The 22,729-nt window shown below is 70.3% G+C and carries 24 protein-coding genes and 1 tRNA gene; 17 read left to right on the plus strand and 8 right to left on the minus strand.

The window, feature by feature from the left end; translation table 11 throughout:
• Positions 1-26 precede the first annotated feature (26 nt).
• Positions 27-827, minus strand: a complete 801-nt coding sequence (locus C4U03_RS25180; RefSeq protein WP_103940721.1) for an SAM-dependent methyltransferase — start codon at positions 825-827, stop codon at positions 27-29.
• Between the two features lie 290 nt (positions 828-1,117).
• Entirely contained in the window at positions 1,118-1,432 is a 315-nt protein-coding gene (locus tag C4U03_RS25185; RefSeq protein ID WP_146087517.1) for a hypothetical protein, read from the minus strand.
• A 239-nt stretch (positions 1,433-1,671) separates the two neighbouring features.
• Between C4U03_RS25185 and C4U03_RS25190 the strand changes: the two genes are divergently transcribed.
• The 7 genes from C4U03_RS25190 to C4U03_RS25220 all read left to right on the plus strand — a co-directional run bounded on the left by C4U03_RS25190 (position 1,672) and on the right by C4U03_RS25220 (position 10,229).
• The gene (locus tag C4U03_RS25190) at positions 1,672-3,156 is read left to right on the plus strand and encodes a helix-turn-helix domain-containing protein (RefSeq protein WP_103940725.1); all 1,485 of its coding nucleotides are present in this window, start codon (positions 1,672-1,674) and stop codon (positions 3,154-3,156) included.
• Entirely contained in the window at positions 3,153-3,719 is a 567-nt protein-coding gene (locus C4U03_RS25195) for a GNAT family N-acetyltransferase (RefSeq protein WP_103940727.1), read from the plus strand. Before C4U03_RS25190 ends, C4U03_RS25195 begins: the two co-directional genes overlap by 4 nt.
• Before the next feature lie 592 nt (positions 3,720-4,311).
• A complete protein-coding gene (locus tag C4U03_RS25200) occupies positions 4,312-4,803 on the plus strand; it encodes an ATP-binding protein (protein ID WP_103940729.1) in 492 nt (163 codons plus the stop codon).
• Positions 4,804-5,594: 791 nt separating this feature from the next.
• The gene (locus tag C4U03_RS25205) at positions 5,595-6,590 is read left to right on the plus strand and encodes a hypothetical protein (RefSeq protein ID WP_103940731.1); all 996 of its coding nucleotides are present in this window, start codon (positions 5,595-5,597) and stop codon (positions 6,588-6,590) included.
• A 552-nt stretch (positions 6,591-7,142) separates the two neighbouring features.
• Positions 7,143-7,568, plus strand: coding sequence for a DUF4259 domain-containing protein (locus tag C4U03_RS25210; RefSeq protein WP_103940733.1), 426 nt, complete (start codon positions 7,143-7,145; stop codon positions 7,566-7,568).
• Positions 7,569-8,345: 777 nt separating this feature from the next.
• Entirely contained in the window at positions 8,346-8,621 is a 276-nt protein-coding gene (locus C4U03_RS25215; RefSeq protein ID WP_103940734.1) for a helix-turn-helix domain-containing protein, read from the plus strand.
• Positions 8,622-10,229, plus strand: coding sequence for a tyrosine-type recombinase/integrase (locus C4U03_RS25220; protein WP_103940735.1), 1,608 nt, complete (start codon positions 8,622-8,624; stop codon positions 10,227-10,229).
• 292 nt (positions 10,230-10,521) lie between these two features.
• On the opposite strand, the gene C4U03_RS25225 is transcribed toward C4U03_RS25220, so the two are convergent.
• The 3 genes from C4U03_RS25225 to C4U03_RS25235 form a co-directional block, all read right to left on the minus strand.
• A tRNA-Lys gene (locus C4U03_RS25225) sits at positions 10,522-10,597 on the minus strand.
• A gap of 114 nt (positions 10,598-10,711) precedes the next feature.
• Entirely contained in the window at positions 10,712-11,251 is a 540-nt protein-coding gene (locus tag C4U03_RS25230) for a C40 family peptidase (protein ID WP_103940736.1), read from the minus strand.
• A gap of 737 nt (positions 11,252-11,988) precedes the next feature.
• Positions 11,989-12,291 carry a YiaA/YiaB family inner membrane protein gene (locus tag C4U03_RS25235; protein ID WP_103940737.1) on the minus strand — a complete coding sequence of 101 codons (303 nt, stop codon included), beginning with the start codon at positions 12,289-12,291 and terminating at the stop codon, positions 11,989-11,991.
• A 208-nt stretch (positions 12,292-12,499) separates the two neighbouring features.
• Between C4U03_RS25235 and C4U03_RS25240 the strand changes: the two genes are divergently transcribed.
• The 4 genes from C4U03_RS25240 to C4U03_RS25255 all read left to right on the plus strand — a co-directional run bounded on the left by C4U03_RS25240 (position 12,500) and on the right by C4U03_RS25255 (position 14,716).
• The gene (locus tag C4U03_RS25240; RefSeq protein ID WP_103940738.1) at positions 12,500-12,895 is read left to right on the plus strand and encodes an SCO5389 family protein; all 396 of its coding nucleotides are present in this window, start codon (positions 12,500-12,502) and stop codon (positions 12,893-12,895) included.
• A gap of 230 nt (positions 12,896-13,125) precedes the next feature.
• Positions 13,126-13,701: a nucleotidyltransferase family protein gene (locus C4U03_RS25245; protein WP_103940740.1), complete on the plus strand. Its 576-nt coding sequence runs from the start codon at positions 13,126-13,128 to the stop codon at positions 13,699-13,701.
• Complete coding sequence (locus tag C4U03_RS25250) at positions 13,698-13,952, plus strand: BON domain-containing protein (RefSeq protein WP_103940742.1); 255 nt, start codon at positions 13,698-13,700, stop codon at positions 13,950-13,952. The genes C4U03_RS25245 and C4U03_RS25250 overlap by 4 nt, the downstream gene beginning before the upstream one ends.
• Positions 13,949-14,716 carry a metallophosphoesterase family protein gene (locus tag C4U03_RS25255; protein WP_103940744.1) on the plus strand — a complete coding sequence of 256 codons (768 nt, stop codon included), beginning with the start codon at positions 13,949-13,951 and terminating at the stop codon, positions 14,714-14,716. The genes C4U03_RS25250 and C4U03_RS25255 overlap by 4 nt, the downstream gene beginning before the upstream one ends.
• Positions 14,717-14,769: 53 nt before the next feature.
• On the opposite strand, the gene C4U03_RS25260 is transcribed toward C4U03_RS25255, so the two are convergent.
• On the minus strand, positions 14,770-15,801 hold the full coding sequence (locus tag C4U03_RS25260; protein ID WP_103940746.1) for a DNA topoisomerase IB: 1,032 nt from the start codon (positions 15,799-15,801) through the stop codon (positions 14,770-14,772).
• 58 nt (positions 15,802-15,859) lie between these two features.
• Between C4U03_RS25260 and C4U03_RS25265 the strand changes: the two genes are divergently transcribed.
• Positions 15,860-16,057 (plus strand): hypothetical protein, encoded by a 198-nt coding sequence (locus tag C4U03_RS25265; protein ID WP_103940748.1) that lies wholly within the window; start codon positions 15,860-15,862, stop codon positions 16,055-16,057.
• Positions 16,058-16,117: 60 nt separating this feature from the next.
• Here C4U03_RS25265 and C4U03_RS25270 read toward each other — a convergent pair whose 3' ends face one another.
• Positions 16,118-16,312, minus strand: a complete 195-nt coding sequence (locus C4U03_RS25270) for a DUF2795 domain-containing protein (RefSeq protein WP_103940750.1) — start codon at positions 16,310-16,312, stop codon at positions 16,118-16,120.
• 119 nt (positions 16,313-16,431) lie between these two features.
• Entirely contained in the window at positions 16,432-17,280 is an 849-nt protein-coding gene (locus C4U03_RS25275) for an SDR family oxidoreductase (RefSeq protein ID WP_103940752.1), read from the minus strand.
• A gap of 187 nt (positions 17,281-17,467) precedes the next feature.
• Between C4U03_RS25275 and C4U03_RS25280 the strand changes: the two genes are divergently transcribed.
• From C4U03_RS25280 to C4U03_RS25300, 5 genes are all read left to right on the plus strand, one after another.
• Positions 17,468-18,241 (plus strand): SDR family oxidoreductase, encoded by a 774-nt coding sequence (locus tag C4U03_RS25280; protein WP_103940754.1) that lies wholly within the window; start codon positions 17,468-17,470, stop codon positions 18,239-18,241.
• Positions 18,242-18,255: 14 nt separating this feature from the next.
• Entirely contained in the window at positions 18,256-19,020 is a 765-nt protein-coding gene (locus C4U03_RS25285) for a crotonase/enoyl-CoA hydratase family protein (protein WP_103940756.1), read from the plus strand.
• A 127-nt stretch (positions 19,021-19,147) separates the two neighbouring features.
• A complete protein-coding gene (locus C4U03_RS25290) occupies positions 19,148-19,900 on the plus strand; it encodes a response regulator transcription factor (RefSeq protein WP_235018107.1) in 753 nt (250 codons plus the stop codon).
• Positions 19,897-21,393, plus strand: a complete 1,497-nt coding sequence (locus C4U03_RS25295; RefSeq protein ID WP_103940760.1) for a sensor histidine kinase — start codon at positions 19,897-19,899, stop codon at positions 21,391-21,393. The genes C4U03_RS25290 and C4U03_RS25295 overlap by 4 nt, the downstream gene beginning before the upstream one ends.
• A 90-nt stretch (positions 21,394-21,483) precedes the next feature.
• Positions 21,484-22,650 carry a S1C family serine protease gene (locus C4U03_RS25300; protein ID WP_235018108.1) on the plus strand — a complete coding sequence of 389 codons (1,167 nt, stop codon included), beginning with the start codon at positions 21,484-21,486 and terminating at the stop codon, positions 22,648-22,650.
• Positions 22,651-22,729: the final 79 nt, after the last annotated feature.

The following is a 22,729-nucleotide window of genomic DNA, read 5'->3' on the forward strand; positions in this document are numbered from 1 at the left end:
GGGCGGGACGGCCCTCACCCTGGTCTTCAGGGTTTGCGCGCCACCAGCGCGTACTGGTGGACCGGCGTCGGCTCCCACGGGGCCGGGTCGGGCCACCAGTACGACGTCCAGACAACGCCCGGCTCGACCAGCTCCAACCCCTCGGCGAACCGGGCCACCTGATCGCGGTCACAGGTGACCCAGGCGGGGCCGCCCTGCTCCTCGAACAGCTTCACGGTCTTCTGGAAGCGGTAGCCACCGGGGGCGTCGGTCGTCTCATGGGAGAGCACCAGGAAACTCCCGGACGGGACGGCCTCCATAAGGCGCCGCACGATTGAGGTGGCCTCCTCGTCATCAGCGATGTGCGGCAGGACCGACAGCAGCATCACCGCGACCGGCCGGGAGAAGTCGAGCGTTCGCGCGGCCTCGGCCAGGATCCGGCCGGGGTCGCGCAGATCGGCCTCGACGTAGTCGGCCGCGTAGCGTTCGCCACCGGCCAGCAGGGCTCGGGCATGGGCCAGCACCAGAGGATCGTTGTCGACGTATACGACCCGGGAGCCGGGGGCCACACGCTGAGTGACCTCGTGGGTGTTGTCGGCAGTGGGAAGGCCGGCGCCGATGTCCAAGAACTGACGGACGCCCTCTTGCCCGGCCAGATGGCGGACGGCCCGGCACAGGAAGGCCCGCCCCTGCATGGCCACGTACGCGATCTCAGGGAACGCATCGGCGATCGCGTCGCCGACCTCCCGGTCGACGGGATGGCCGTCCTTGCCGCCGAGCCAGTGGTTCCAGACCCGGGCCGGGTGCGGCCTGGTGCCGTCGGTGTCGATGAGCTTGCGGGGGTTCATCGACGGTCGCTTTCGTCGCGGGCCTGGCCGGGCCGGTGGACGTACGGGGGATGCGTGGCCGGGTTTGATCCAATCCGGCTGGGGCTCGGTGCTCGGCAGACCGATGTCGACCAGCCTGCGCGCCGGTAGGCCGGGCTTACGCAGGTCTGCTCGCCATGGCCGGGGACCGATGGCCTCGACGCTGGCGGCGACGCGTTCCCGGACGGCCAGGCTGTCGGAGTGCAGGGCGTGCAGCACCGCGCCCCACAACTCGCGGGACAGCCGGACGCCGCCGACCCCATGGGGCGCGGTCACGACTCGCGGCACAGCTCGGTCCCGACGTACAGGGCCGCGTCCATGAGGTTGGCCGCCTCCACGATGGGAGCGCCGCCGGCCCAGCAGAACCACAGGCGGTCCTGGTCGGCGGAGCGGTGCTGCGCCCACACCTCCACCGATCGGCCGCTGTCGTGATCGGTGGCGGTCAGATGCCAGGACTCCACGGTGACGGCGAGCCCCCGGCCGCGCAGTAGCCCGGCCAGCGCCTGCAACGCGGCACGGCGCGGGTCGGTGGACGAGACGGCTTCGCCGTCCGTCATGGGGGCGGGCGGTTGGGTACTGCGGCTCATGGCCATGACCTCCGTTCGTGATCAGATCCCGGGACCTTCAGCGAGTGCACGCCGGGCCGGGGTCGTCTGCGTTTTCGCGAGGCATTCACCGGAGAGCGTGGTGGAGCGGATTTCCCGGGCCAACGTCGAAGCGTCCTGATGTGGTCATGAGTGGTTAGGCCACATTGGCCTTACTGACGGTCGGCCTCCGATTACGTTGAGGGCAGGGTCGGTGACCGACGGAGAGCGAGACGAGCTGCATGGAAAGGCAGGGAGACGAGCAGGTCTGCCCGGCCTGCCGGACCACCCGGCTGAGCCGCTACAACCCGAATCCGCTGTGTGGGGTCTGCCTGGCCAACGTCCGGGACGGCGCCGGAATAGTTCCGGTGTGGTTGTGGGACTCGGGCCCGCTGCGCCAGGCCCTGGCACGGGCGGACATGGCGGCCGTGCTGGCCATCCTGCGTGCCGCCGCCGGAATGAGTCAGCTGGAGTTCGGGCAGTTACTCGGCTGGTCCCAGTCGGTGGTCACCAAGATAGAACGGCGCAAACGCGACACCTTCCATGACGTCCGGGAGATTCTGCGGGTCGCTGATCTTCTGGAGGTGCCACGGCAGGCTTTGCTGCCACTCATACTGGGCAGGCCGGATATTGAGCTGGAATCCGACGAAGATGCCGCCTCCTGGGGAGACGCCGTGCAGCCGGGCAGAGAGCTGGATCGCCGTCAGTTCGCCGTGATGGCATCCGGGCTTGCGCTGGGTGCCGTACTGCCAGCTCCCAAGCGGGTTGACCGTGGTCATGTCCGGTACTTGCGGGCCTGTCTGGAGCAGTTGCAAGACCAGGACCGCATCATCGGCGGCGCCAGCCTACGCGCCCAAGCATTGCGGCTGTTCGGCCGGGCGCGCGCCATGTTGGACGAGTCGGATTACACCGAACAGGTGGGCCGCGAGCTGCTGGTCGTCACCGCCGACCTGGGGGTGGTTGCTGCCTGGCTCGCCTACGACTCTGGCGACCAGGCCACCGCACGAGCGTTGTACGGCGAGGCCGAGCTGATGGCTGGCAGCGCCGCCGACAACGAGCTGCTGGTGCACGTGTACGCGAACATGGCCCAGCAAGCCACCCATCTGGCCCGCATTACCGAGCGGCGCGGCAGGGCCCGGGAAGCACTGAGGTTCGCCGACCGAGCGGCCGATGCCGCCCGTCACCTGCCGTCTCCGGCACTGCATGCGCTCATCGCCTTGCGTCAGGCCGGTGCGCATGCCCAACTCGGTGACGCGGTGGCGTTCCGCGCCTCGATTGGTCAGGCACGACGCGAGATCGACCGTGGCCAGCACGAAACCGACCAGAATTGGACCGGATTCGTCACCCACTCGGAGATCACCGCATACGAGGCGATGGGTGCCTTCCAACTCGGCCGTCCTGACACCGCTGCCGGGCTCTACCAGATGGTGTTGGAAGATTGCCGACGCTCGCCCCGCGACCAGGTCTACTTCCGCGCCCGGCCCGCCGCCACCCTGTGCGCCGCCGGCGACCGCCAGGGCGCGGTCACCGAGGGCCTGGCCGTTGTGGGTGATCTAGGCAGCAAGCTCACTTCTGTGCGGGTCCTCAACGAACTACGGCCCGTCCGTCAGGCCGCCGGGGCATCGGCCGAAGAGTTCTGCGAACGGTTCGACGCCGCGGTCCGGATCCTCGCCCCACCGTCTACTGGTCGCGCAGGACACGTCCCGGTCGGGGGATCGGTGACATGACCGACCAGGTGACCTTCCGGCGGCTGGACGCCGCCGAGGCCCGCCGGCACCGTGACCTGGTCGCCGACATCCACCGCGACGCTTACGCCGACAGCATCGCTACCGGCGATGCCTTCGCCAGTGACGAGGCGTTCATGACCCGCTTCGACGCCTACACCGGTCGTGGTGGCTTCGACCTGGTGTTCGCCTATGCCGATGACACCACCGTCGGGCAAACCTGGGGCTGGGCCCTCGCTCCCGACACGGCCTGGTGGAGCGGGTTGGTGTCCGAGCCTGAGTCGGGGTTCACGGTCGAGGACGGCACCCGCACCTTCGCCCTGTCAGAGCTCATGGTGAGGCGGGCCTGGACCGGGCAGGGCATCGCCCACGCCCTGCACGATGCCCTCCTGAGCGCCCGTACCGAGCAACGCGCCACCCTGCTGGTACGCCCGGACAACGCCACCGCCTACAACGCGTACACCCGCTGGGGCTGGCGCAGGGTCTCTCAGTTGCGTCCCGGCTGGCCCGGCGCTCCGCTGATGGACGTCCTCGTCTTGGAGCTGCCGCTCGAATCCGCCGAGTGAGCCGTTCCGGTCTTTGTTCACCTCTGTGGTCGCGGAGCTGTGGACGGCGTCTTGCCGGTCGATGCCGTCGGAACCCCCTTCACCTGTACAGGCTTTGTGCCTCGGTCACCCGCACCGGGAAGCTCGCCGCACGGCTCAGCGGCGGCAGCGTCCCGCCTGTCCCGCCGGAGCCGCTCCAAGTCCCGCTTCACTCCACCGTCACCCGTACCTGGTAGGCCCCACGAGGCAGCCCGTATGAGGAGCGGGTGAAGGTGTAGGAGCAGTTCGTGCGCTGTGATCTAGCCGGCCACGAGGGGTCGTAGGGCGTGCAGGGGCCTGGGCAGTGCACCGGCTGTTGCCCGTTGCTGCGTGGTCGCGCCCTGCCGAAAACTCCTCTCTCCGTAGATCTCAAAGTGTGGATGTGAATCCTCGTCAGAAGGTCTTTGTGGAGAAGGCTCATCTCAGGCTTTTCTGTGATCGCGGGTGGAGTTGTGGGATGAGTGAATGACTTGACCATCTGGCATGAGGTGATTCCTGATGGTGGCCGGACCGCCCGTGATGGTCATCGCCGGTGTTCCGGTGGCGGGTGGTATCACCGAATGGGGGAATCGACATGGGCAATTGCAGGACCGGGTACCAGTCGGCCGCCGAGTGGTTGCGCTCACCGGAGCCGTTGCGGTGGCGGCGGACGTATCCGGGGCGGCTGGATCAGGTGGCGGTGGCGCGCCGGTTCGCGGTGTCGTTGTTCGCGGGCACCGGGTATGAGGACGAGGTGGGGTTCATCGTCACCGAGCTGGCCTCCAACGCGGTCCGTCACAGCTACTCCGGTCATCGCGGGGGCTGGTTCGGCCTGGAGGTCGTGCTCGATGACGTCGCCTATGTCGGGGTGACCGATCAGGGCGGCGGGGGCGTCCCGATCGTGCTGCCGGAACTGCCGGACCAGCCGATGACCGAGCACGGGCGGGGACTGCGGGCGGTCTCCAAACTCGCCATGGCGCTGGGCATCCATGGCAGCGGTGACGGCGGGCACACCGTCTGGGCGGATCTGGACCTGTGCGCCGAGACCGGCACTCGCCCCGACCTGCAGGCGGTGCTGTCGTCATAGCCGCAAGGAGGACCAGCCCGGTGATAGCGGGCTGGTCCCCCCTGCGGTCCACGATAGGCGAGCCTGACGCCGAAGCCCCGCCCGCACTCCTCCCACGGGGTTGCGGGCCGGGCCTTCGCCGCTTCGGAAGATGTCCCGCGACCTCGGACGCCTATCGCCTTCTCCGCGCCAAGGCGGTATGGGCGTGAGGGTGCGCATGCTCGGGGGCTTCGCGGTCACTTGAAGGGTCTATCGTTCCGGGTTCTGTTCGCCCTTCCCCTTATGAGCGGCACCCCCTTGCCGCGGTGTTCTTGCAGGTCGAGGGCGGGTTAAACGTATCGCTGATGACCCCAACTCGCCTATGAGGGCGACAAGACCATGCGATGTGCTGCGTGAGGGTGGATGCGGAGCGCCTTGCCCTGATGTTCCCCGCGGGCCTTCATCCCGCCGATCCTTCCGACTGCCCGGAGGCCGGCCGAAACGCCTGCGGCGCTTTGGCCCCTGCCTAGGCTGCTGGGGCGGCGCGTGGTATGCCCGGCGTGATCAGACCGCCCACATGAGGCTTTGCGACGCGAGGTCATGCGTTCGCTGTTCCCCGGATGTGGGTGAAGTCAAGGATTCGCGGGGTGGGAATTTGTAAAACGTGGTGACCGCTGGTTGGGAGAGGTAAGCCTTGCCAGCCGTTCCGGCGATAGGGGAAACGTGCATTCGGGCTTGAGATCCATGGTCGGTCGAGAAATCGTGGTGTCACGACAACGAAATGCGGCGGCGGAAATCCCCGCCGCATCCACCACCGAAAAGGAGTCGCGAAAATGGCCGCGAAGAAGAACACTGTCACCGCTCCCGCCGCCCCGGCCGCTGACATCGCCACCACCACCCCGGACACCGCCACCGCCCCGGCGTCCACCGCCCGTCCGGACGGTCCGGCTGGGGTGGTGTGGGACGCGGTGACGGCCAACCCCGGGGCGACGGTACCGGTCATCGCGAACGCGGCGGGGGTGGCCCGTGCGGTGGCCAAGGCCGAGCTGATCGCGCTGGCCACGTCGGGGCGGGTGGTGTGCACGCCCGGCGGGCGCGGCGACAACGGGCGTGCCCTGCCGGACACCTGGGCGCCGGCCCAGGACACGACCGACATCACCACCGTCCCGGTCCCGGGCACCGCCCCGGAGGGACCGGCCGCCGGTGCCGCTGAGGCCACCGTCCCGCAGGCTCCGGCGGTGACGGCGGAGGCGATTGCGGAGGCGATGCGGATCATGCAGGCCGAGGCCGATCGGCGGGCGGCGGCCGAGGCCGACCTGGCCAAGGCGATGGCCGAGGAGGAGGCCCGCCGGGCGAAGGTCCTGGCCGACCTGGCGAAGGCCCGTACCGCCGAGGACACCCGCCGGGCGCTGGCGGATCTGCTGACGGCCGTCACCACCACCTACGCGGCCGTCGTCGCCGGTGACGAGGCCGCCACCACGGCCGGGCTGGAGCGCATCCACACCGAGGCCAACAACGTACGGAAGGCCTCCAAGGCCGGCCCCGTCCGCACCGGCGCCAAGGGCACCGGGACGGTCCGCACCGACCGGGCCGCGCCCCGCCCGCTGCGGCCGGAGGTGGTCGCGCACCTGAACGCCCACCCCGGCAAGGAGTTCACCCCCGGCGAGATCGCCAAAGTGCTGGGCCGCTCGTCCGGAGCGGTCGCCAACGCCCTGGAAACCCTGGCCAAGAACGGCGAGGCCGTCCTGACCAGCGAACGCCCCGCCCGCTACACCGCCCCCACCGCCACCGCCACCGGCACGGCGGCCGGTGACGGCGACGCGTCATAGAACGCCTGACAGCCCGATCGGGGGCGGGACCGGCAACGGTCCCGCCCCCGACCGCATAGGGGCCGACATGGCACGTCACACCCCGGCAGGACACCCGCCACGGGCGGCGGGTGATCGGGACCGGGACGGGATGCCATGACGCGGCTGACGCCCCGTAGGCGCGTGTCCGGGCGTTGCCGTACCGGCGGCGGTGCTGGGCCGGTCGGTCTGTGCGTCGGTGCCGTTGGTGCGCTCGTTGGTCATGGCAGCCCTCCGGGGGAAGGCCGTGATGGGATCAGGTGCTGTCAGGTATCGACCACTGCACAGGCAGAACATGAGCACCTCACAGGTGCCCAAGGCCGCCCACGCCCGCGCCTAAGATCCGCCTACATTCGTGCCGACCTGCAAGAACTCCACGAGTGCGTCGTTGAGGTGACGCTGTTGGTAAAGCCGGGGAGGTGCCGAAAACCCGTGTGATCTCCTCGTTCGGCCGCCGCGAGACTCCTTCGAAGATCAGGCAGCCGGCTCCGTTGAGATGATCCGGTGGGGTGGTCATCGAGCTGTGGAGGTCATGTGGGCACATGGGGGCCGGGTCCGTTCGACGACGACACGGCCATGGACTTCGTCGATTACTTGCTGGACCTGCCGCCTGACCAGGTTCAGCAGGAACTTCGAACCGCAGTGCGCCTCGCCTGCGACGTCGGGGGCTACCTGGGGTATGTGGACGCCGTGCGTGCCGTCGCTGCGGCCTCGCTGCTGGCGGGCGTCGTTCCGCCTGGTTATGAATCCTCATGGACGGTCCCCCTCCGGCTCACACCGGACCTTGCGGCCGAGGCCATGGAGGCGATCGGTCGAGCCCACTCTGCGGGCAGCGATCTCCACGAACTGAGGGCTGAGAGCGGAACCTACGCCCGGGTGGATGAAGCGCTCAGACCGGTCCTGGCGGCGCTTCAACGAGGTGCACACCCTGTGGATCTAGGCCAGGAATCCCTGTTCTGAGACACCGGACACCCGGCGGCCATCGGCATCGCCGTGCGTCACCTCGGACACAACAATCCGCGTGATCTCCTCGTTCGGCCGCCGTGGGGTTCTCCGGTAAAGATCAGGCAGCCGGTGGGAGTCCCCTGCTTCGATCGGCCCACGTGAGCACCGGCCCTGCCAAGGCCAGACCTCTCGGCCCCGGGACACCCCGCATCGGCAGACCCAGAGAGCACCGGGTCCGCATCTGCGGAGCCTTCCAATCCGAGGGGCTGCGGCGGTGATTCATGGGTGTGGGGATCGGGTGACCGTCTCGGGTCATCCAGCAATGAACAACACGACATCCAACCCGGAAGCTGCCGGTATCGATGGGCCTGGTCCAGGTGCTGGGGACGAGGGGCGGCTGCTGCCGTCGGCCATGCGGTCGTGCTCTGGCACGGCCGACACGTCCGCGAACCAGGACACCAGCACCAACGACACGAGAAAGGAGTACCGCCTACCCCAGTGCCGGGAGAAGCGGCCGGTGAGCGGGCGTCTTTCGTCTACCTCGCCGCGCCCGTCTGGGGGTGGCCTTGAAGGTCGTTGCCGAGGTGCGGGTTCATGCTGCGGCCCCGTCCCGGACGGTCCGATGACCGGCATAACGCATAGCGCCGCATACGGTGCGGTGTGGTCCGGTACTGGCCGTGCGGGGGTGCGGGGCGAAACCGAACCGCTGGAAGGACCCCATGCCGTCTGTCCCTGCCGCCGCGACGCGCGCACCACTGCATACACCGGTGCGGGCCATGCCGGAGGTGGGGCATGACGCGGGGCCTGAGTCCGGCGGAGATCCGTTCGCTGCCTGTCACCATCGATCTGGTCACCGCAGGGCGCGCGCTCGGTGTCGGGCGTACCAAGGCCTATCAGCTCGCACGCGCCGGGCGGTTTCCGTGCCGGGTGCTGCGCATCGGCCGCAGCTACCGTGTGGCCACCGCCGACCTGCTGGCGGTCCTTGGTCTGCCCGCCCAGGGCGACCCTGCGCCTTTTGGCCGGGCGATGGAGGACGGGCGGCCTTCACAGCACGGGGGAGAGGACTGAATGGCCGCCACGGGAAGCACGTTCAAGACCTGCGGATGCCGCGACGAGACAGGAAGACTGCTACGCAAGAGGTGCCCGAAACTCCGCCGCGGCAACGGCCGATGGAGCAGTACCCACGGGACCTGGAACTACCAGATCGAACTGCCGCCCACCGCTGACGGCGCCCGCCGAGGCCCGCTGCGCCGCGCCGGGTTCCCCACCCAGGACGCCGCCGAAGCGGAGATGACCAAAGTCAAAGAACTCCTGGCCATCGCCGGCGACGACCAGCAGACCGCAGTTCAGATCGCCGATCTGATCGTGACCACCGTCCGCGAGACCAAAACCTTGCCCGACCCGCACCTGGTCCGCCTTAAGGTCCGTGTCGGGCAGGACCTGTCGCGGCAGGTCACAGTGGGGGAGTACCTGGAGCGGTGGCTGGCCGGGCGTCGGGGTCTGCGGGAGACCACCCGCCGCAGTTATGCCAACCACATCAAGCTCTACTTCATCCCGCACCTGGGCCACATCCCGCTCGACAAACTGCGAGTCCCCGACGTGGAACGCATCTTCGACGCCATCGATGAGCTGAACGAGGCCATCACCCGAGCCCGCGAATCGAGCGACCCGCAGCTACGCGCCAAGGTGAAAGGGCGGCGTGTGATCAACGCCGCTACCAAGCAACGGATCCGCGCGACGCTGCGAGCGGCGCTGAACCGGGCGATCAAGGAACGACTGATCGAAGTCAACGTCGCCTCCCTGATCGAGCTGCCGTCCGGCAAAGCCCCCAAGGCACTGGTGTGGACCGACGAACGCATCATCCAGTGGCGGAAAGATCTGGCCGCCCACACCGAGAGGATGGATGCCCGCCGCAGGCGCATGTCCGAGCTGGAGCCGCACAAGCGGATCGGGGACCGGATCAACCGGCTCGACGCCTACATCGGCGCCACACGCCCCTCCCGGGTGATGGTGTGGACACCGGCCCTGACCAAACGGTTCCTGGACCGGGCCCGTCAGCATCGGCTGTACGCCCTGTTCCACCTCATCGCCTTCCGTGGCCTGCGCCGTGGTGAGGCGTGCGGCCTGCGGTGGAGCGACCTGGACCTGAAGAACGGGGCGGTGACGATCCGCTGGCAGATCACCCAGATCGGATCGGAAACCTTCGAGGGCAAACCCAAGTCCGAGGCCGGCGAGGCCACCATCAGCCTCGATGCCTCCACCATCAAGGAACTACGGGCGCACAAGGCCCGCCAGAGCACCGAACGCTTCGCCGCAGGGGACGCCTGGGCCGAGACCGGTTATGTCTTCACCACCGAGACCGGAGGGCTGGTGAACCCGAACGAGGTGACCGAGCAGTTCGAGCACCTGTCCATGGAGGCCGGACTTCCACCGGTACGCCTGCACGACCTGCGGCATGGGGCGGCGTCGTTCCTGCTGGCGGCCGGTTACGACCTGAAGGTGGTGCAGGAGACGCTGCGGCTGTCGTCGATCACCATCGCCGCTGACATCTACACCAGCCTCCTGCCGCAACTGGCCCGCAAGTCGGCCGAGGACGCCGCCGCGATCATCCTCAACGCCGACACCGGCGACCGGCCCAAACACAGGGGCCGGGCGGTGGTGCTGATGCCACGGTGACCTGACGGGGCATGCCGACGGGTCGGACACCGCTACCGCGCGGTGTCCGGCCCGTTGTCGTGTCCCTGGGGCATCAGCCGGGGCGCCGGGCGTCGGACCGTGCTACGGGCTGTGGCGCGTTCGTGGGACGCCACCATGCGGAACCCGTCCGGGGCGCGGTGGGGGTTGGTTCGGGGGCCGGTTCGTGTCCCGGTCCGGGCCGCCGAGCGAACATGGAGCGAACACGACGGCAAACCGGGCGAAGCAGACGCCGGGCATACCGGGCTTCCTGCGGGTTTGCGCAGGTCAGAGGTGGTGGGTCGCGTGGGACTCGAACCCACAACCTACGGATTAAAAGTCCGGAGCTCTGCCAATTGAGCTAGCGACCCGCAGGGCAAGGGTACCGAGATCGCCTGGGGGTTCGCACCGTGGTATCGGGGGAGCGTGCCCGGAGGGGCGGCGCCGTGGGCGGCGGGGGCGCCCACGGCGCCGCGAGGGGAGGGCTAGAGGCCCGGGCGGACGGCGCCGTTGAACTGGCCCTTGTAGTAGGAGCTCAGCTTGACCTTCTGGACGCGCTTGCCGGAGCTCGGGGCGTGGATCATGTAGCCCTTGCCTACGTAGATGCCCATGTGGCTGCGGCCGCTGTAGAAGAAGATGAGGTCGCCGGGCTTCATCTTGCTATAGCGGACCTTGCGCTTGACGTGGGCGTAGATCTGGGTGGTGGTGCGGGGCAGCTTGACGCCCGCCTTGCGCCAGGAGCCGCCGGCGAGGCCGGAGCAGTCCCAGGAGCCGGGACCGGTGGCGCCGTAGCGGTAGGGGTCGCCGATCTGCTTGTAGGCGTATTTGACGGCCTTGGCGGCGCGCTCTTTCTGCTTTTGCTGCTTGGTCTTCGTGGTGGACGTCGTCGCGGCGACGGGCTGGGTCGCCGGTGCCGTCACGGTGGCCGGGGCGGTGGTGGCCGCGGCGGCCGGGGTGGCCGGGGTGGCCGGCAGGGCGGCCGCCGTCAGGGCCGCGGTGGCGCTCAGCGCGATTCCGCCCAGCATGAAACGAAGGTTGAGGGGGGTATTCAGGACTGCTCCTGGCCTAGCAGGTGATGCCTACCGGGCAGCCGGAAGTGGCGGACGGGAAAGGCCGTCCGTTGTTTCGGCTGAATGGCATCCCGAACCCGCGACGATGCGGGTGGGTCATCCCGGCTCCGTGCCTCTGGACTGCACGGACGCGGCGGGTCAGCAACGGCCGTTCGCACGGTGGAATGGTCGTCTCACCGCGGGCCTGGCTGACCGTTGTTCACTTGTCGCCGGCGATCTGGGTCGCCGCTGGACGGGAAGCACGCTAACCACAAGCGGGCGAAATCGGCAAATGTCGGCAGTTGCGGAGTGTGTCCGGCCGCTTGCGGTCAAACGGTGATCAAGGATCTACCTGCGGATCAATCGGCCGTTGTGATCGGGTTGTGACCTCAGTCGCATTGCGCGCAATCGCCCTGTGGCAAGGGCCTCCGGGAAAACGATCAAGGTGTGTGCGGCGTCCGGGCGAGAAGTGGATCAAGGGGCTCCACTGAAGAGGTCATGTGACGAAGCTCACGTGATCGTTGGGAAGGGCTGGCGGCGGAAAAGCCGTGAAGTGGCCCGCGAAACTATTTTCCGGAAGTTACCGAAATGTGATCTGACGGGGTTTGCGCGGCCCCGTCGGCGGACGATCCCGGGACGGCCGTAAGGGCGCCCACGACCCTCGTGAGCGCCCTTGTCGAGATGGGTCTTCCGGTTCGTCCGAAAGGCGGTCGTCACACCCAGGAGCCTCCCGAGGCGTCGACGTAGGGCGCGTTCGGCGGGAGCGGTCCGGGCGGTGACGGCCTGTCCCGTACGTCCGCCATCGCCGCGGCCTCCTGGCGGTCCCTGATGACCTTGGCGAGGGTGAAGGTCGAGGTGATGACGTACAGCATGCCGAGCGCCAGGAACGCCCGGATCCAGGTCGGCGCGGGCATGAAGGCGATGCCGAGACCGACCCCGGCGGTGGCGACCGTGAACGAGAGGGCCGACTGGACGAAGAAGGCGGTGGTGCCCTTGAGCTGGAACAGAGCGTTCATGGGACCACTGTGCGCCGCCGCCGGAGGGGGCGCCTGAGTACGAGGACGGGTCCACCTACTCAGCCGGCCGGAGGGCGGGTGAGTAGGCGGTGCGGCGAGCGGGCACCGGCACGACGACTTGGAATGAATATCGTTTTCATGTGACACTCGAACCGGCGGGGCGGCGCCGTCCCGCGCGTTCGAGCGCGTTCGAGAAGGGAAAACGATCATGTCCTTGACGGTCAGCGACCGGTTGCTGGAGCGGGCCCGCCGGGGTGAGGTGCCCGAGGACGACTTCGTGGCGTGCGTGCGCGAGTCGCTCCCCTACGCCTGGGAGGTCATCAGCGGGGTGGCGGCCCGGTCGCGCGAGACGGGCGACGGCTTCGCCGACAACCGGGTGCCGCCGCCGGACGAGACCTCCCGGGGCCAGTTGCTGCGGGCGCTGGCCAGCGACGCCATGCGCGGCGCGCTGGAACGGCACTTCGGGGTGCGGCTGGCCTTCCAGAACTGCCACCGGGTGGCGGCCTTCGTCCCGGACGCCCCCGGCCACGCCGAGCGCTACGCAGCGTTCGTCTCCCCGCGCGGGCAACTGCTCAACCAGTCCCCGGACCTCGTGGACTGCTGAGCCGTAATCCGGACGACCCCGGGCCCGGCCCCTCGGCGGGCCGGGCCGGAACGCCCGGACGGACGGGTACGACGTGTCGTCCGGCTGGAGGGGCGTGCGGCCGGGCCGCGACATCCCCGGGCGCGTGGGTACGAGGTGCTGTCCGGGGCGAAAGGCCGCGAGGTGAATGGGGCGCGGTCATCGGGGTACTGCGTCGGCATTGTCCGTCGCTTGGGAGCGCAGGGGTACGCATGTCGCAAGTCGATTCGCAGTCCGATGACGAGACGCTGCTCACCACACTGAAGCGGGCGGCGAGCGCGCTGAAGGAGGCGGGCGTGGAGTTCGCGCTGGCCGGTGGGTTCGCCGCCTACGCGCGGGGCGCCGCGATCTCCACCCACGACGTGGACTTCATCGTTCGCGAACAGGACGTGGACGCCGCGGTGAACGCGCTGACCGCCGTGGGGATGCGGTATCAGGACTGCCCGGAGGACTGGCTGGCCAAGGTCTACGACGACGACCGGCTGATCGACCTGATCTTCCGGCCGTCCGCGCGGCCGGTGGACGGCGGGCTGCTGGCCAGGGCGGAGGAACTGCCGGTGGCGGCGGTCAACATGCCGGTGCTGCCCGCCGACGACCTGATGATCATGCGGTTGCTGGCGTTCACCGAGACCGCCTGCGACTTCAGTGACTTCCTGCACGTGTGCCGGGCGCTGCGCGAGCAGGTGGACTGGCCGAAGGTGGCCAAGGAGACCGCGCACTCCCCGTACGCGTACGCGTTCCTGACATTGCTGCACCGGCTGGACGTGATCGAGGGGGATTTCCTGTGACCAGAGCTGGGGAGGCGCCGCACTACCTGGTCGAGCGCATCCGCGACCGGGTCGCCGAGCAGGCGCACGAGCTGGGCATCCACGTCGAGGTCTGCGGAGATGTGGTCTACCTGCGCGGCGGGGTGGTCTCCGAGGAACGCCGGCGGGAGGTGGAGGAGGCCGCCCGCGCGGCCGCCGGCGGATGCACCATCCGCAACGAGGTGTCCGTGATCCCGGCGGCGGTCCCGGACGGAGAGGAGCGCCTGACATGATCCGGGTCGCGGCGGTGGGCGACATCCATCTCGGCCCCGACGTGGCGGGACAGTACCGGGAGCGGCTGACCGGGCTGGCGGACCACGCCGACGTGCTGCTGGTCGCCGGGGACCTCACCCGGCACGGCACCCTGGAGGAGGGGCGGATCGTGGCCGACGAGTTGCGGGATGCTCCGGTGCCGGTGATCGCCGTGCTCGGCAACCACGACTACCACTCCGAGGCCGAGAACGAGATCACCGAGATGCTGGGCGAGGCGGGCGTCACCGTGCTCCACAGCGGGGGCACGATGATCGACTGCGGCGGCGTTCGGCTGGGCGTGGCCGGCTGCAAGGGGTTCGGCGGCGGCTTCGCCGGCAGCAGCGGCGACGAGTTCGGCGAGCGGGAGATGAAGGCGTTCATCCGGCACACCAGGGAGCTCAGCGACGGGCTGTACGAGTCGCTGGCCGCGCTGGACGACCAGGGCGCGGACCTGAAGGTCGCGCTGACCCACTACTCGCCGGTCAAGGACACCCTGACCGGGGAGCCGCTGGAGATCTACCCGTTCCTGGGCAGCTACCTGCTGGCGGAGGCGATCGACCGGGCCGGGGCCGACCTGGCCGTGCACGGGCACGCGCACATGGGCAGCGAGAAGGGCGTCACCCCCAACGGCGTCCGCGTCCGCAACGTCGCGCTGCCGGTGATCAAGCAGGCGTACGCGGTCTACGGCCTCGAAAAGCGCGACTCGTCCCGCCCCCCCGCCGAAGCCGGCCGCAGCGCCCGCTGACTCCCACTCACGCCCTTCCTGCAACGCCCGCGGCCTGCACGATGCGCGGGCCGTCAGGGGGAGTCGTTCTGGTGGCGGCGCAGCATCTTCAGCACGGCGGTTTCGGCGCGGCCCTGGGTGGCCAGTTCGCCGAAGTCGGCGTCGTGGCCCAGTTCGGTGAGGGCCGGGGCGATCGTCACGTTCCGTTCGTACAGCTCAATGACCCGCGGGTCGATGTAGGAGGCGCGCGCCACCGCCGGGGTGTTGCCCAGGTAGTCGGCGACCTCCTGCACGACCCGGCTGACGGCGCGCTTGCGGGCGGACTCGGACGTGGCGGCCGGGGTGGACACGGCCAGGCCTACGGCGGCCAGCACGGTGGCGTGCCAGGTGCGGAAGTCCTTGGCGGTGAAGTCGCCGCCGGAGATCTCCCGCAGGTACTCGTTGATGTCCCCGGCGGTCACGTCGTGCCAGCCGCCCGGTGTGCGGTACGCGAGCAGTTCCGGGCCGTCGTCGCGGCGCCGCTTGAGCCCGGAGACGACCTTGCAGACGTCCTCCTCGGCGACCGCCTGGTAGCGGTCCTTGGCGCCCTTGGCCGGATACTCGAAGATCACCTCGCCGCCGCGCCGGCAGGTGACGTGCTCGCGCAGCACGGTGGCCATCCCGTACGTGCCGTTCTCCTCGGCGTACTCCTCGCCGCCGGCGCGGAAGAAGCCCAGGTCGATCAGGCGGACGGCGGCGGCCAGCACCCGTTCCCGGGTGAAGTCGCGCCCGGTCAGGTGCTCGGTGACCTGCTTGCGGACGCGCGGCAGCGCCTCGGCGAAGTCCAGCACCCGGTCGTGTTTCTCGCGGTCCCGCTGCACGCGCCACTGCGGGTGGTACAGGTACTGGCGGCGGCCCGCGGCGTCGGTGCCGGTCGCCTGGATGTGCCCGTCCGGGTCGGGGCAGATCCAGACGTCCTGCCAGGCCGGCGGGATCACCAGGTCCTTGATCCGGGCGACCTCCGCGGGGCCGACCGGCCGGCCGTCCGGGCCCAGATAGCGGAAACCCCGGCCGCACCGACGCCGGCTGATGCCGGGCTCGGCCGGGTCGCTGCGCTGAAGTTCCATTGACAGGGGGATCCCCGGTACCCGGGTTTAAAACCTCGTCAGGGGTCAGATAGCGGGCATGACAGAAGAGCGGAGACCCGAGCAGTCCACGTCGCTGGCGGATCGGCGGGCCGAGGCCGGCGCGCCGGTCGACTCCGGCGCTGAGCCCGACATCGCCGAGGAGTGGGAGCCCGGCCCCACCGACCCGCCCAATGCGGAGGCGGACACCCCCGGCGGTGAGGCGGAGGGCTACACCCCGCACACCCGGGCGCCCTGACGCCCTCGCAACGGCGTGGCCGGGCGACCCGGGGCCGCCCGGCCACCACGGATCCTCCCGTCAGGAGGACTTCGCGACGGCCTGGCTGACCTTGTTCGGGCCGTCGTACTCCTGGTCCGGGAGGGCCTCTAGGGCCTCCATGGCCTGCTTGTCGGCGCCCTTGCTCTTGGCGTGCTGGACGAGCTGTTCCTTGCTGGCCGGGTAGTCGACCCCGGACAGGAACTTCTGGACCTCGATGAAACTGGCCTGTGCCATCGGGCACTCCTTTCCTCACGGGTCCTCACGAGCCCCCACGAGTCCTCACGAGGGCTCCCGCCCGTCCGCCTACCCGGCTGGGCGGGCCGAAACGGACGGCGCCCACCAGACGGGAGAGGTCAGCCGGGGTGGATCTCGCCGCCCGCCGGGACGAGCGTCTGGCCGGTGTAGTACGACGACGTCCGCCCGGCGGCGAAGAACACGTACGACGGCGCGATCTCGTCCGGGTCGGCGGCGCGGCCCATCGGGGCCTGCTGCCCGAAGCTCTCCACCCGTTCCTCGGGCATGGTGGCCGGGATGAGCGGCGTCCAGACCGGGCCGGGGGCCACGGAGTTGACCCGGATGCCGCGATCCATCAGGTTCTGTGCCAGCGACTGGGTGAGGTTCATCGCGGCGGCCTTGCTGGCCGCGTAGTCGATGAGCGTCTTGTTGCCGCGCAGCCCGTTGATGGAGCCGGTGACGACGATGGAGGAGCCCTCGCCCAGGTGGTCCAGCGCGGCCTGCACGACCCAGAACAGGCTGAACACGTTGACGTCGAAGGTACGCCGCAACTGGGCGTCGTCGATCTCCCGCAGGTCCTCGACCGGCTCCTGGGTGCCGTGGTGGAGCACCAGGACGTCCAGCCCGCCGAGGTCGCGGACGGTGTGCTCGACCACCTCGCGGCAGTGCCGCCGCTCGGCCAGGTCGCCGCCGAAGGTGACGCAGCGGCGGCCCTCCTGCTCGACCAGCTTGGCGGTGTGCCGGGCGTCGCCGTCCTCGCTCAGGTAGGTCAGCGCCACGTCGGCGCCCTCCTTGGCGAACGCGACCGAGACCGCCCGGCCGATGCCGGAGTCGCCGCCGGTGACGAGGGCCCGCTTGCCGGCGAGCAGCCCGCTACCGGTGTAGCCGCGCATCTCGTCCTTGGGCTCGGGCGTCATATCCGCGGTCCGTCCCGGGTAGGGCTGGCTCTGGGGCGGTCGTTCGCTCATGGGTCCCCCTGCTGGTGCTCGGGTGGGCGGCAGTGCCCGCCGTGTTCTCCGTCTCCAGGTGGGCGGGTACGGCGGGCCGGGACTGTGGCGCCTGCCCGGTGGATGGGGGGCCAAACATTCCCGGTAATTTGACCTCTGGGTAACATCGACCCGAACCACATTCGGTCCCTGACGTAAGGTGCTGCTTATGGACCTGAACGGAGTCTCCGCCGTCATCTCCGGGGGCGCGAGCGGCCTCGGCGAGGCCACCGCCCGCGACCTCGCCGCCCACGGCGTCAAGGTGGTCATAGCCGACCTCAACGAAGCCAAGGGCAAGGCGCTGGCCGACGAGCTCGGCGGCGTGTTCGTCAAGACCGACGTCTCCGACGAGGCGCAGGTGCAGGCCGCGGTGCAGGCCGCCGTGGACACCGGCGCGCCGCTGCGCATCGTCATCAACAGCGCCGGCATCGGCTGGGCGTCGCGCACCGTCGGCCGCGACGGCAGCCCGCACGACCTGGCCTCCTTCCAGAAGGTCATCGCCATCAACCTGGTCGGCACCTTCAACCTGATGCGGATCGGCGCCGCCGCGATCGCCAAGACCGAGCCCGCCGACGCCGACGGCCTGCGCGGCGTGGTCATCAACACCGCCTCCGTGGCGGCCCTGGAGGGTCAGACCGGCCAGGTCGCCTACTCGGCCTCCAAGGGCGGCATCGTCGGCATGACGCTGCCGGCCGCCCGTGACCTGTCCGCCATCGGCGTGCGGGTCAACACCATCTGCCCGGGCATCATCGACACCCCCATCTACGGCGAGGGCGAGGCCGCCGAGGCGTTCAAGGCCAAGCTGGCCGCGCCGGTGCCCTTCCCCAAGCGGATGGGCAAGGCCTCGGAGTTCGCCCAGCTGGTGCGGGCGCTCGTCGAGAACGACTACATGAACGGCGAGACCATCCGCTTCGACGGCGGCATTCGCTTCCAGCCCAAGTAAAACGGGAGACCGGTATGTCCGACGCCGTACTGACCGAGACCGATGGCGCGGTCCTGGTCATCACCATCAACCGTCCCGAGGCCAAGAACGCGGTGAACGCGTCCGTGGCGCAGGGCATCGGGGCCGCCCTCGACGAGTTCGACGGCCGCAAGGATCTGTCGGTGGCCGTCATCACCGGCGCGGGTGGCACGTTCTGCTCCGGGATGGACCTCAAGGCGTTCCTGAAGGGTGAGTTCCCGTTCGTCGAGGGCCGCGGCTTCGCCGGCATCGTGGAGCGGCCGCCGGCCAAGCCGATCATCGCCGCGATCGAGGGCTACGCGCTGGCCGGCGGCTGTGAGGTGGCGCTGTCCTGCGACATGGTCGTGGCCTCCCGGGAGGCCAAGTTCGGTCTGCCCGAGCCCAAGCGCGGGCTGGTCGCGGCGGCCGGCGGGCTGATGCGGCTGCCGCAGCGGATCCCGTACCACATCGCCATGGAGATCGCCCTGACCGGCGACTTCTACGGTGCGGAGCGGATGGCCGAGCTGGGCTTCGTCAACCGGCTGGTCGAGCCCGGCGGCGCGCTGGCCGGGGCCAAGGAGCTGGCGCTGAAGATCGCCGAGAACGCTCCGCTGGCGCTGGCCGGGACCAAGCAGATCATCGTCGAGTCGCCCAAGTGGCCGGCCGGGGAGATCTGGCAGCGGCAGAACGAGATCTCCGGCCCGATCTTCGCCTCCAAGGACGCCCAGGAGGGCCCGGCGGCCTTCGCCGAGAAGCGCAAGCCGCAGTGGAAGGGCGAGTAGCCCCGACCTGAGGTATCGCATGCCGTACAGGGCGCCCGGCCACCGTGCCGGGCGCCCTGCCGGTCTTCCGGGCGGGTTTCGGTGTCCTTTCAGGTCGCGTTCAGGTTCGCCGGGCACTCTTGCGATGATGGACGGGGGAGCCGAGGCATTGACCGAGCACACCACGCGCAGGCAGGCCCAGGAAGGGGCGGGCACCCGGCTGCTGGTCGTCGAGGACGACGCCAACATCCTGGAACTGCTGGCGGGCAGCCTGCGCTTCGCCGGATTCGACGTGGTCACCGCCACCAGCGGCGCCACGGCGGTGGAGGCCGCCCTGCGGCACCGGCCGGACCTGATCGTGCTGGACGTGATGCTGCCGGACTTCGACGGCTTCGCGGTCGTCCGGCGGCTGCGCTCGGGCGGCACGCACACCCCGGTGCTGTTCCTGACCGCGCGCGACGCCGTCGCCGACCGCGTCACCGGCCTGACCATCGGCGGCGACGACTACGTCACCAAGCCGTTCAGCCTGGAGGAGGTCATCGCCCGCATCCACGCCGTGCTGCGCCGGGCCAGGGGCGGCGTTCCCGAGCCGTCCCCCCGGATGGCGTTCGCCGACATCGAACTGGACGAGGACAGCCACGAGGTGTGGCGCGGCGGCCGGCCGATCGCGCTGTCGCCGACCGAGTTCAAGCTGCTGCGCTACTTCATGGCCAACGCCGGCCGGGTGCTGTCCAAGGCGCAGATCCTCGACCACGTGTGGAACTACGACTTCCGCGGAGACGCCGGCATCGTCGAGTCGTACGTGTCGGCGCTGCGCCGCAAGGTGGATAACACCGAGCCGAGACTGATCCACACTCTGCGCGGGGTCGGGTACGTGCTGCGCCCGCCCCAGGACCCATGATCGCTGCCCCTGCCCGCAAGCCCGGCCCGCTGCGCTCCCTGTCCGACCGCACCCCGCTGCGGGTCAAGCTGATCGCGGCGGTGTTGGTGCTGGTCACGGTGGGCCTGACGGTGATCAGCGTGGCCGGGGTCGGGGTGCTGCGCGGCTATCTGGTGGAGCAGACCGACGAGCAGTTGCGCCAGACCGCCACCCGGATGGCCGAGCAGCTCACCCATCCGCAGTTCGACCGCTCCGGCCGCATCCTGCTGCGCGTTCCCAGCGACGTGTACGGGCAGATCCGCGAGCCGGACGGGACCGTCAGCAGCGACATCCAGGCCCTGGAGGCCAGCGGCAGCCCCCGCGTCCCCGACCACCTGTCGGGCCACTACGGCGAGCCGTTCACCGTGCCGGGCACGGGCCCGTCCTGGCGGGTGCTGGCCATCCCGCTGGACAGTGGCGGCAGCGTGGTCGCCGGGGTGAGCCTGGACGAGGTCGACCGCACCGTCGGCCGGCTGATCGTCATCGACCTGCTGGTGGGCCTGGCGGTGCTGGTGGTGCTGGCCGGGGTGGGCGTGTGGGCGGTACGGGTCAGCCTGCGCCCGCTGACCGCCATCGAGGAGACCGCGGGGGCCATCGCCGCCGGCGACCTGTCGCGCCGGGTGCCGCACGCCGACCCGCGCACCGAGGTGGGCCGGCTCGGCGGCTCGCTGAACGGGATGCTCGCCCAGATCGAGACCGCGTTCCGGGCCCGTGAGGCGTCCGAGAGCACCGCCCGCGAGTCGGAGCGGCGGATGCGCCGGTTCGTCGCCGACGCCGGGCACGAACTGCGCACCCCGCTGACCGCCATCCGCGGCTTCGCCGAGCTCTACCGGCAGGGGGCCGCCGGCGGCCCAGCCGAGGTGGACCGGTTGATCGGCCGGATCGAGAACGCCGCCGCCCGGATGGGCCTGCTGGTGGAGGACCTGCTGCTGCTGGCCCGCCTGGACCGGCAGCGGCCCCTGGATCGGCGCCCGGTGGACCTGCTGGCGGTGGCGGCCGAGTCCGTCCAGGAGGCCCGGGTCGTCGCCCCCGACCGTGAGATCGACCTGGCGGTCGAGGGCGGCATGGCCTACCAGGTGCTGGGGGACGAGGCGCGGCTCCGCCAGGTGCTCGGCAACCTGCTGGGCAACGCGGTGCAGCACACCCCGTCCGGCACTCCCGTGCAGGTACGGCTGCGTCCCGGCACGCCCGCCGAAGTCCGGGCACTGCAGCAGAGGGGAGCCCCGCCCGGCATTCCCACGGTGGTGTGCGAGGTCGCCGACACCGGCCCGGGCCTGACCCCCGAGCAGGCCGAACGGGTTTTTGAGCGCTTCTACCGGGCCGACGAGTCCCGCAACCGCCAGGACGGCGGCACCGGCCTCGGCCTGGCCATCGTGGCGGCCCTGACGGCCGCGCACGGCGGCGCCGTTCAGGTCGAGACGGCACCCGGCCAAGGAGCGGTCTTCCGCGTTGTGCTGCCGCTCGCCCCGGACTGATCCCGCCCCCGCGGTACGGGCTCGCGGACATTCAGCGTACTTTCAGGTTCGTTCCAGGGGCCGTGCAGTCCCCCTGCCGATGCTCAGAGTGTGAGCGAAGGACTGGGGGATCACATGGACGCCATCAACCCGCACCAGGCCACCGGCCACCGGCCGCCGCACGACACCCACGCGGCGAACCCACACCCCCACCAGCCCGGCCCACAGGACGTCGGCGTCGGCTCGGACGCCTCCCAGCACGGCTCGCAGGGCTCTGAGGCGGGTTCGTACACCCATCAGACCCGTCCGGAGGGCTTTGCCGCGGGGCCGTGGCCGCTCCAGAACGGCCCGCAGCCTCAGGCCGGGGTGCCGGGGCAGCAGCAGGGGCAGGGCTGGGCAGGGGTGCCGGGGTTCGGGACGGGCCCGTACGCCCAGCAGGACGGGCGGCAGGGGGCGGCCTGGACGTGGACGGCGCGGCGCAAGCTGATGGCCGCCGGGGCCGCCATGCTGATCGCCGTCGGGGCCGGCGGCGCCGGGGCGCTGGGCACGATGGCGCTGACCGGGAACGAGTCGTCCGCCACCGGTATCGCGGGCACGCCGGTGGCGGCCCCGGGCAAGAGCACGATCGCCCAGATCGCGGCGGCCGTGCAGCCGAGCGTGGTGGCCGTCGCCGTCAGCACGCCGGGCCGCTCCAGCGAGGGTTCGGGGGTGGTGCTGCGCCCGGACGGGACGATCATCACCAACGCCCACGTGGTCTCGAACGCGGCCCGGATCCAGGTGAAGTTCAGCGACGGCCGGACCGCTCCCGCCGAGGTGCTCGGCACCGACACCGGGCACGACATCGCGGTGATCAAGGCCCGGGGGGTCTCCGGGCTGAAGGCCGCCGCGCTGGGCGACAGCGGCCGGCTGGCGGTCGGCGACACGGTGCTGGCGATGGGCAACCCGCTGGGCCTGGACGGCTCGGTCACCGCCGGCATCGTCAGCGCGCTGGGCCGCACCCTGGAGGAGGGCGACTCCCCGGACCAGCAGGGCCTGCCGCCCGGCTTCGGCCGCCAGGTCCGGCAGGAGTCCACGACCATCCGCAACGCCATCCAGACCGACGCCGCGATCAATCCGGGCAACTCCGGGGGCGCGCTGGTCAACGGGTCCGGCCAGGTGGTGGGGATCAACACCGCCATCGCGACCACCGGTCAGGGTGATGGCAGCATCGGGGTCGGCTTCGCCATCCCGATCAACGACGCGGTGAAGGTGGTCAACGAGATCATCTCCGCGTCCTGAGCCCGGTCGCCTCCTGCCGGGGGAGATAAGGACGTCCCGCCCTGCCGGGGGCGGGACGTCCGGCCGTTCACCGGTTCTG

It is taken from the genome of Thermomonospora echinospora (assembly GCF_900108175.1).
GTDB lineage: Bacteria > Actinomycetota > Actinomycetes > Streptosporangiales > Streptosporangiaceae > Thermomonospora > Thermomonospora echinospora.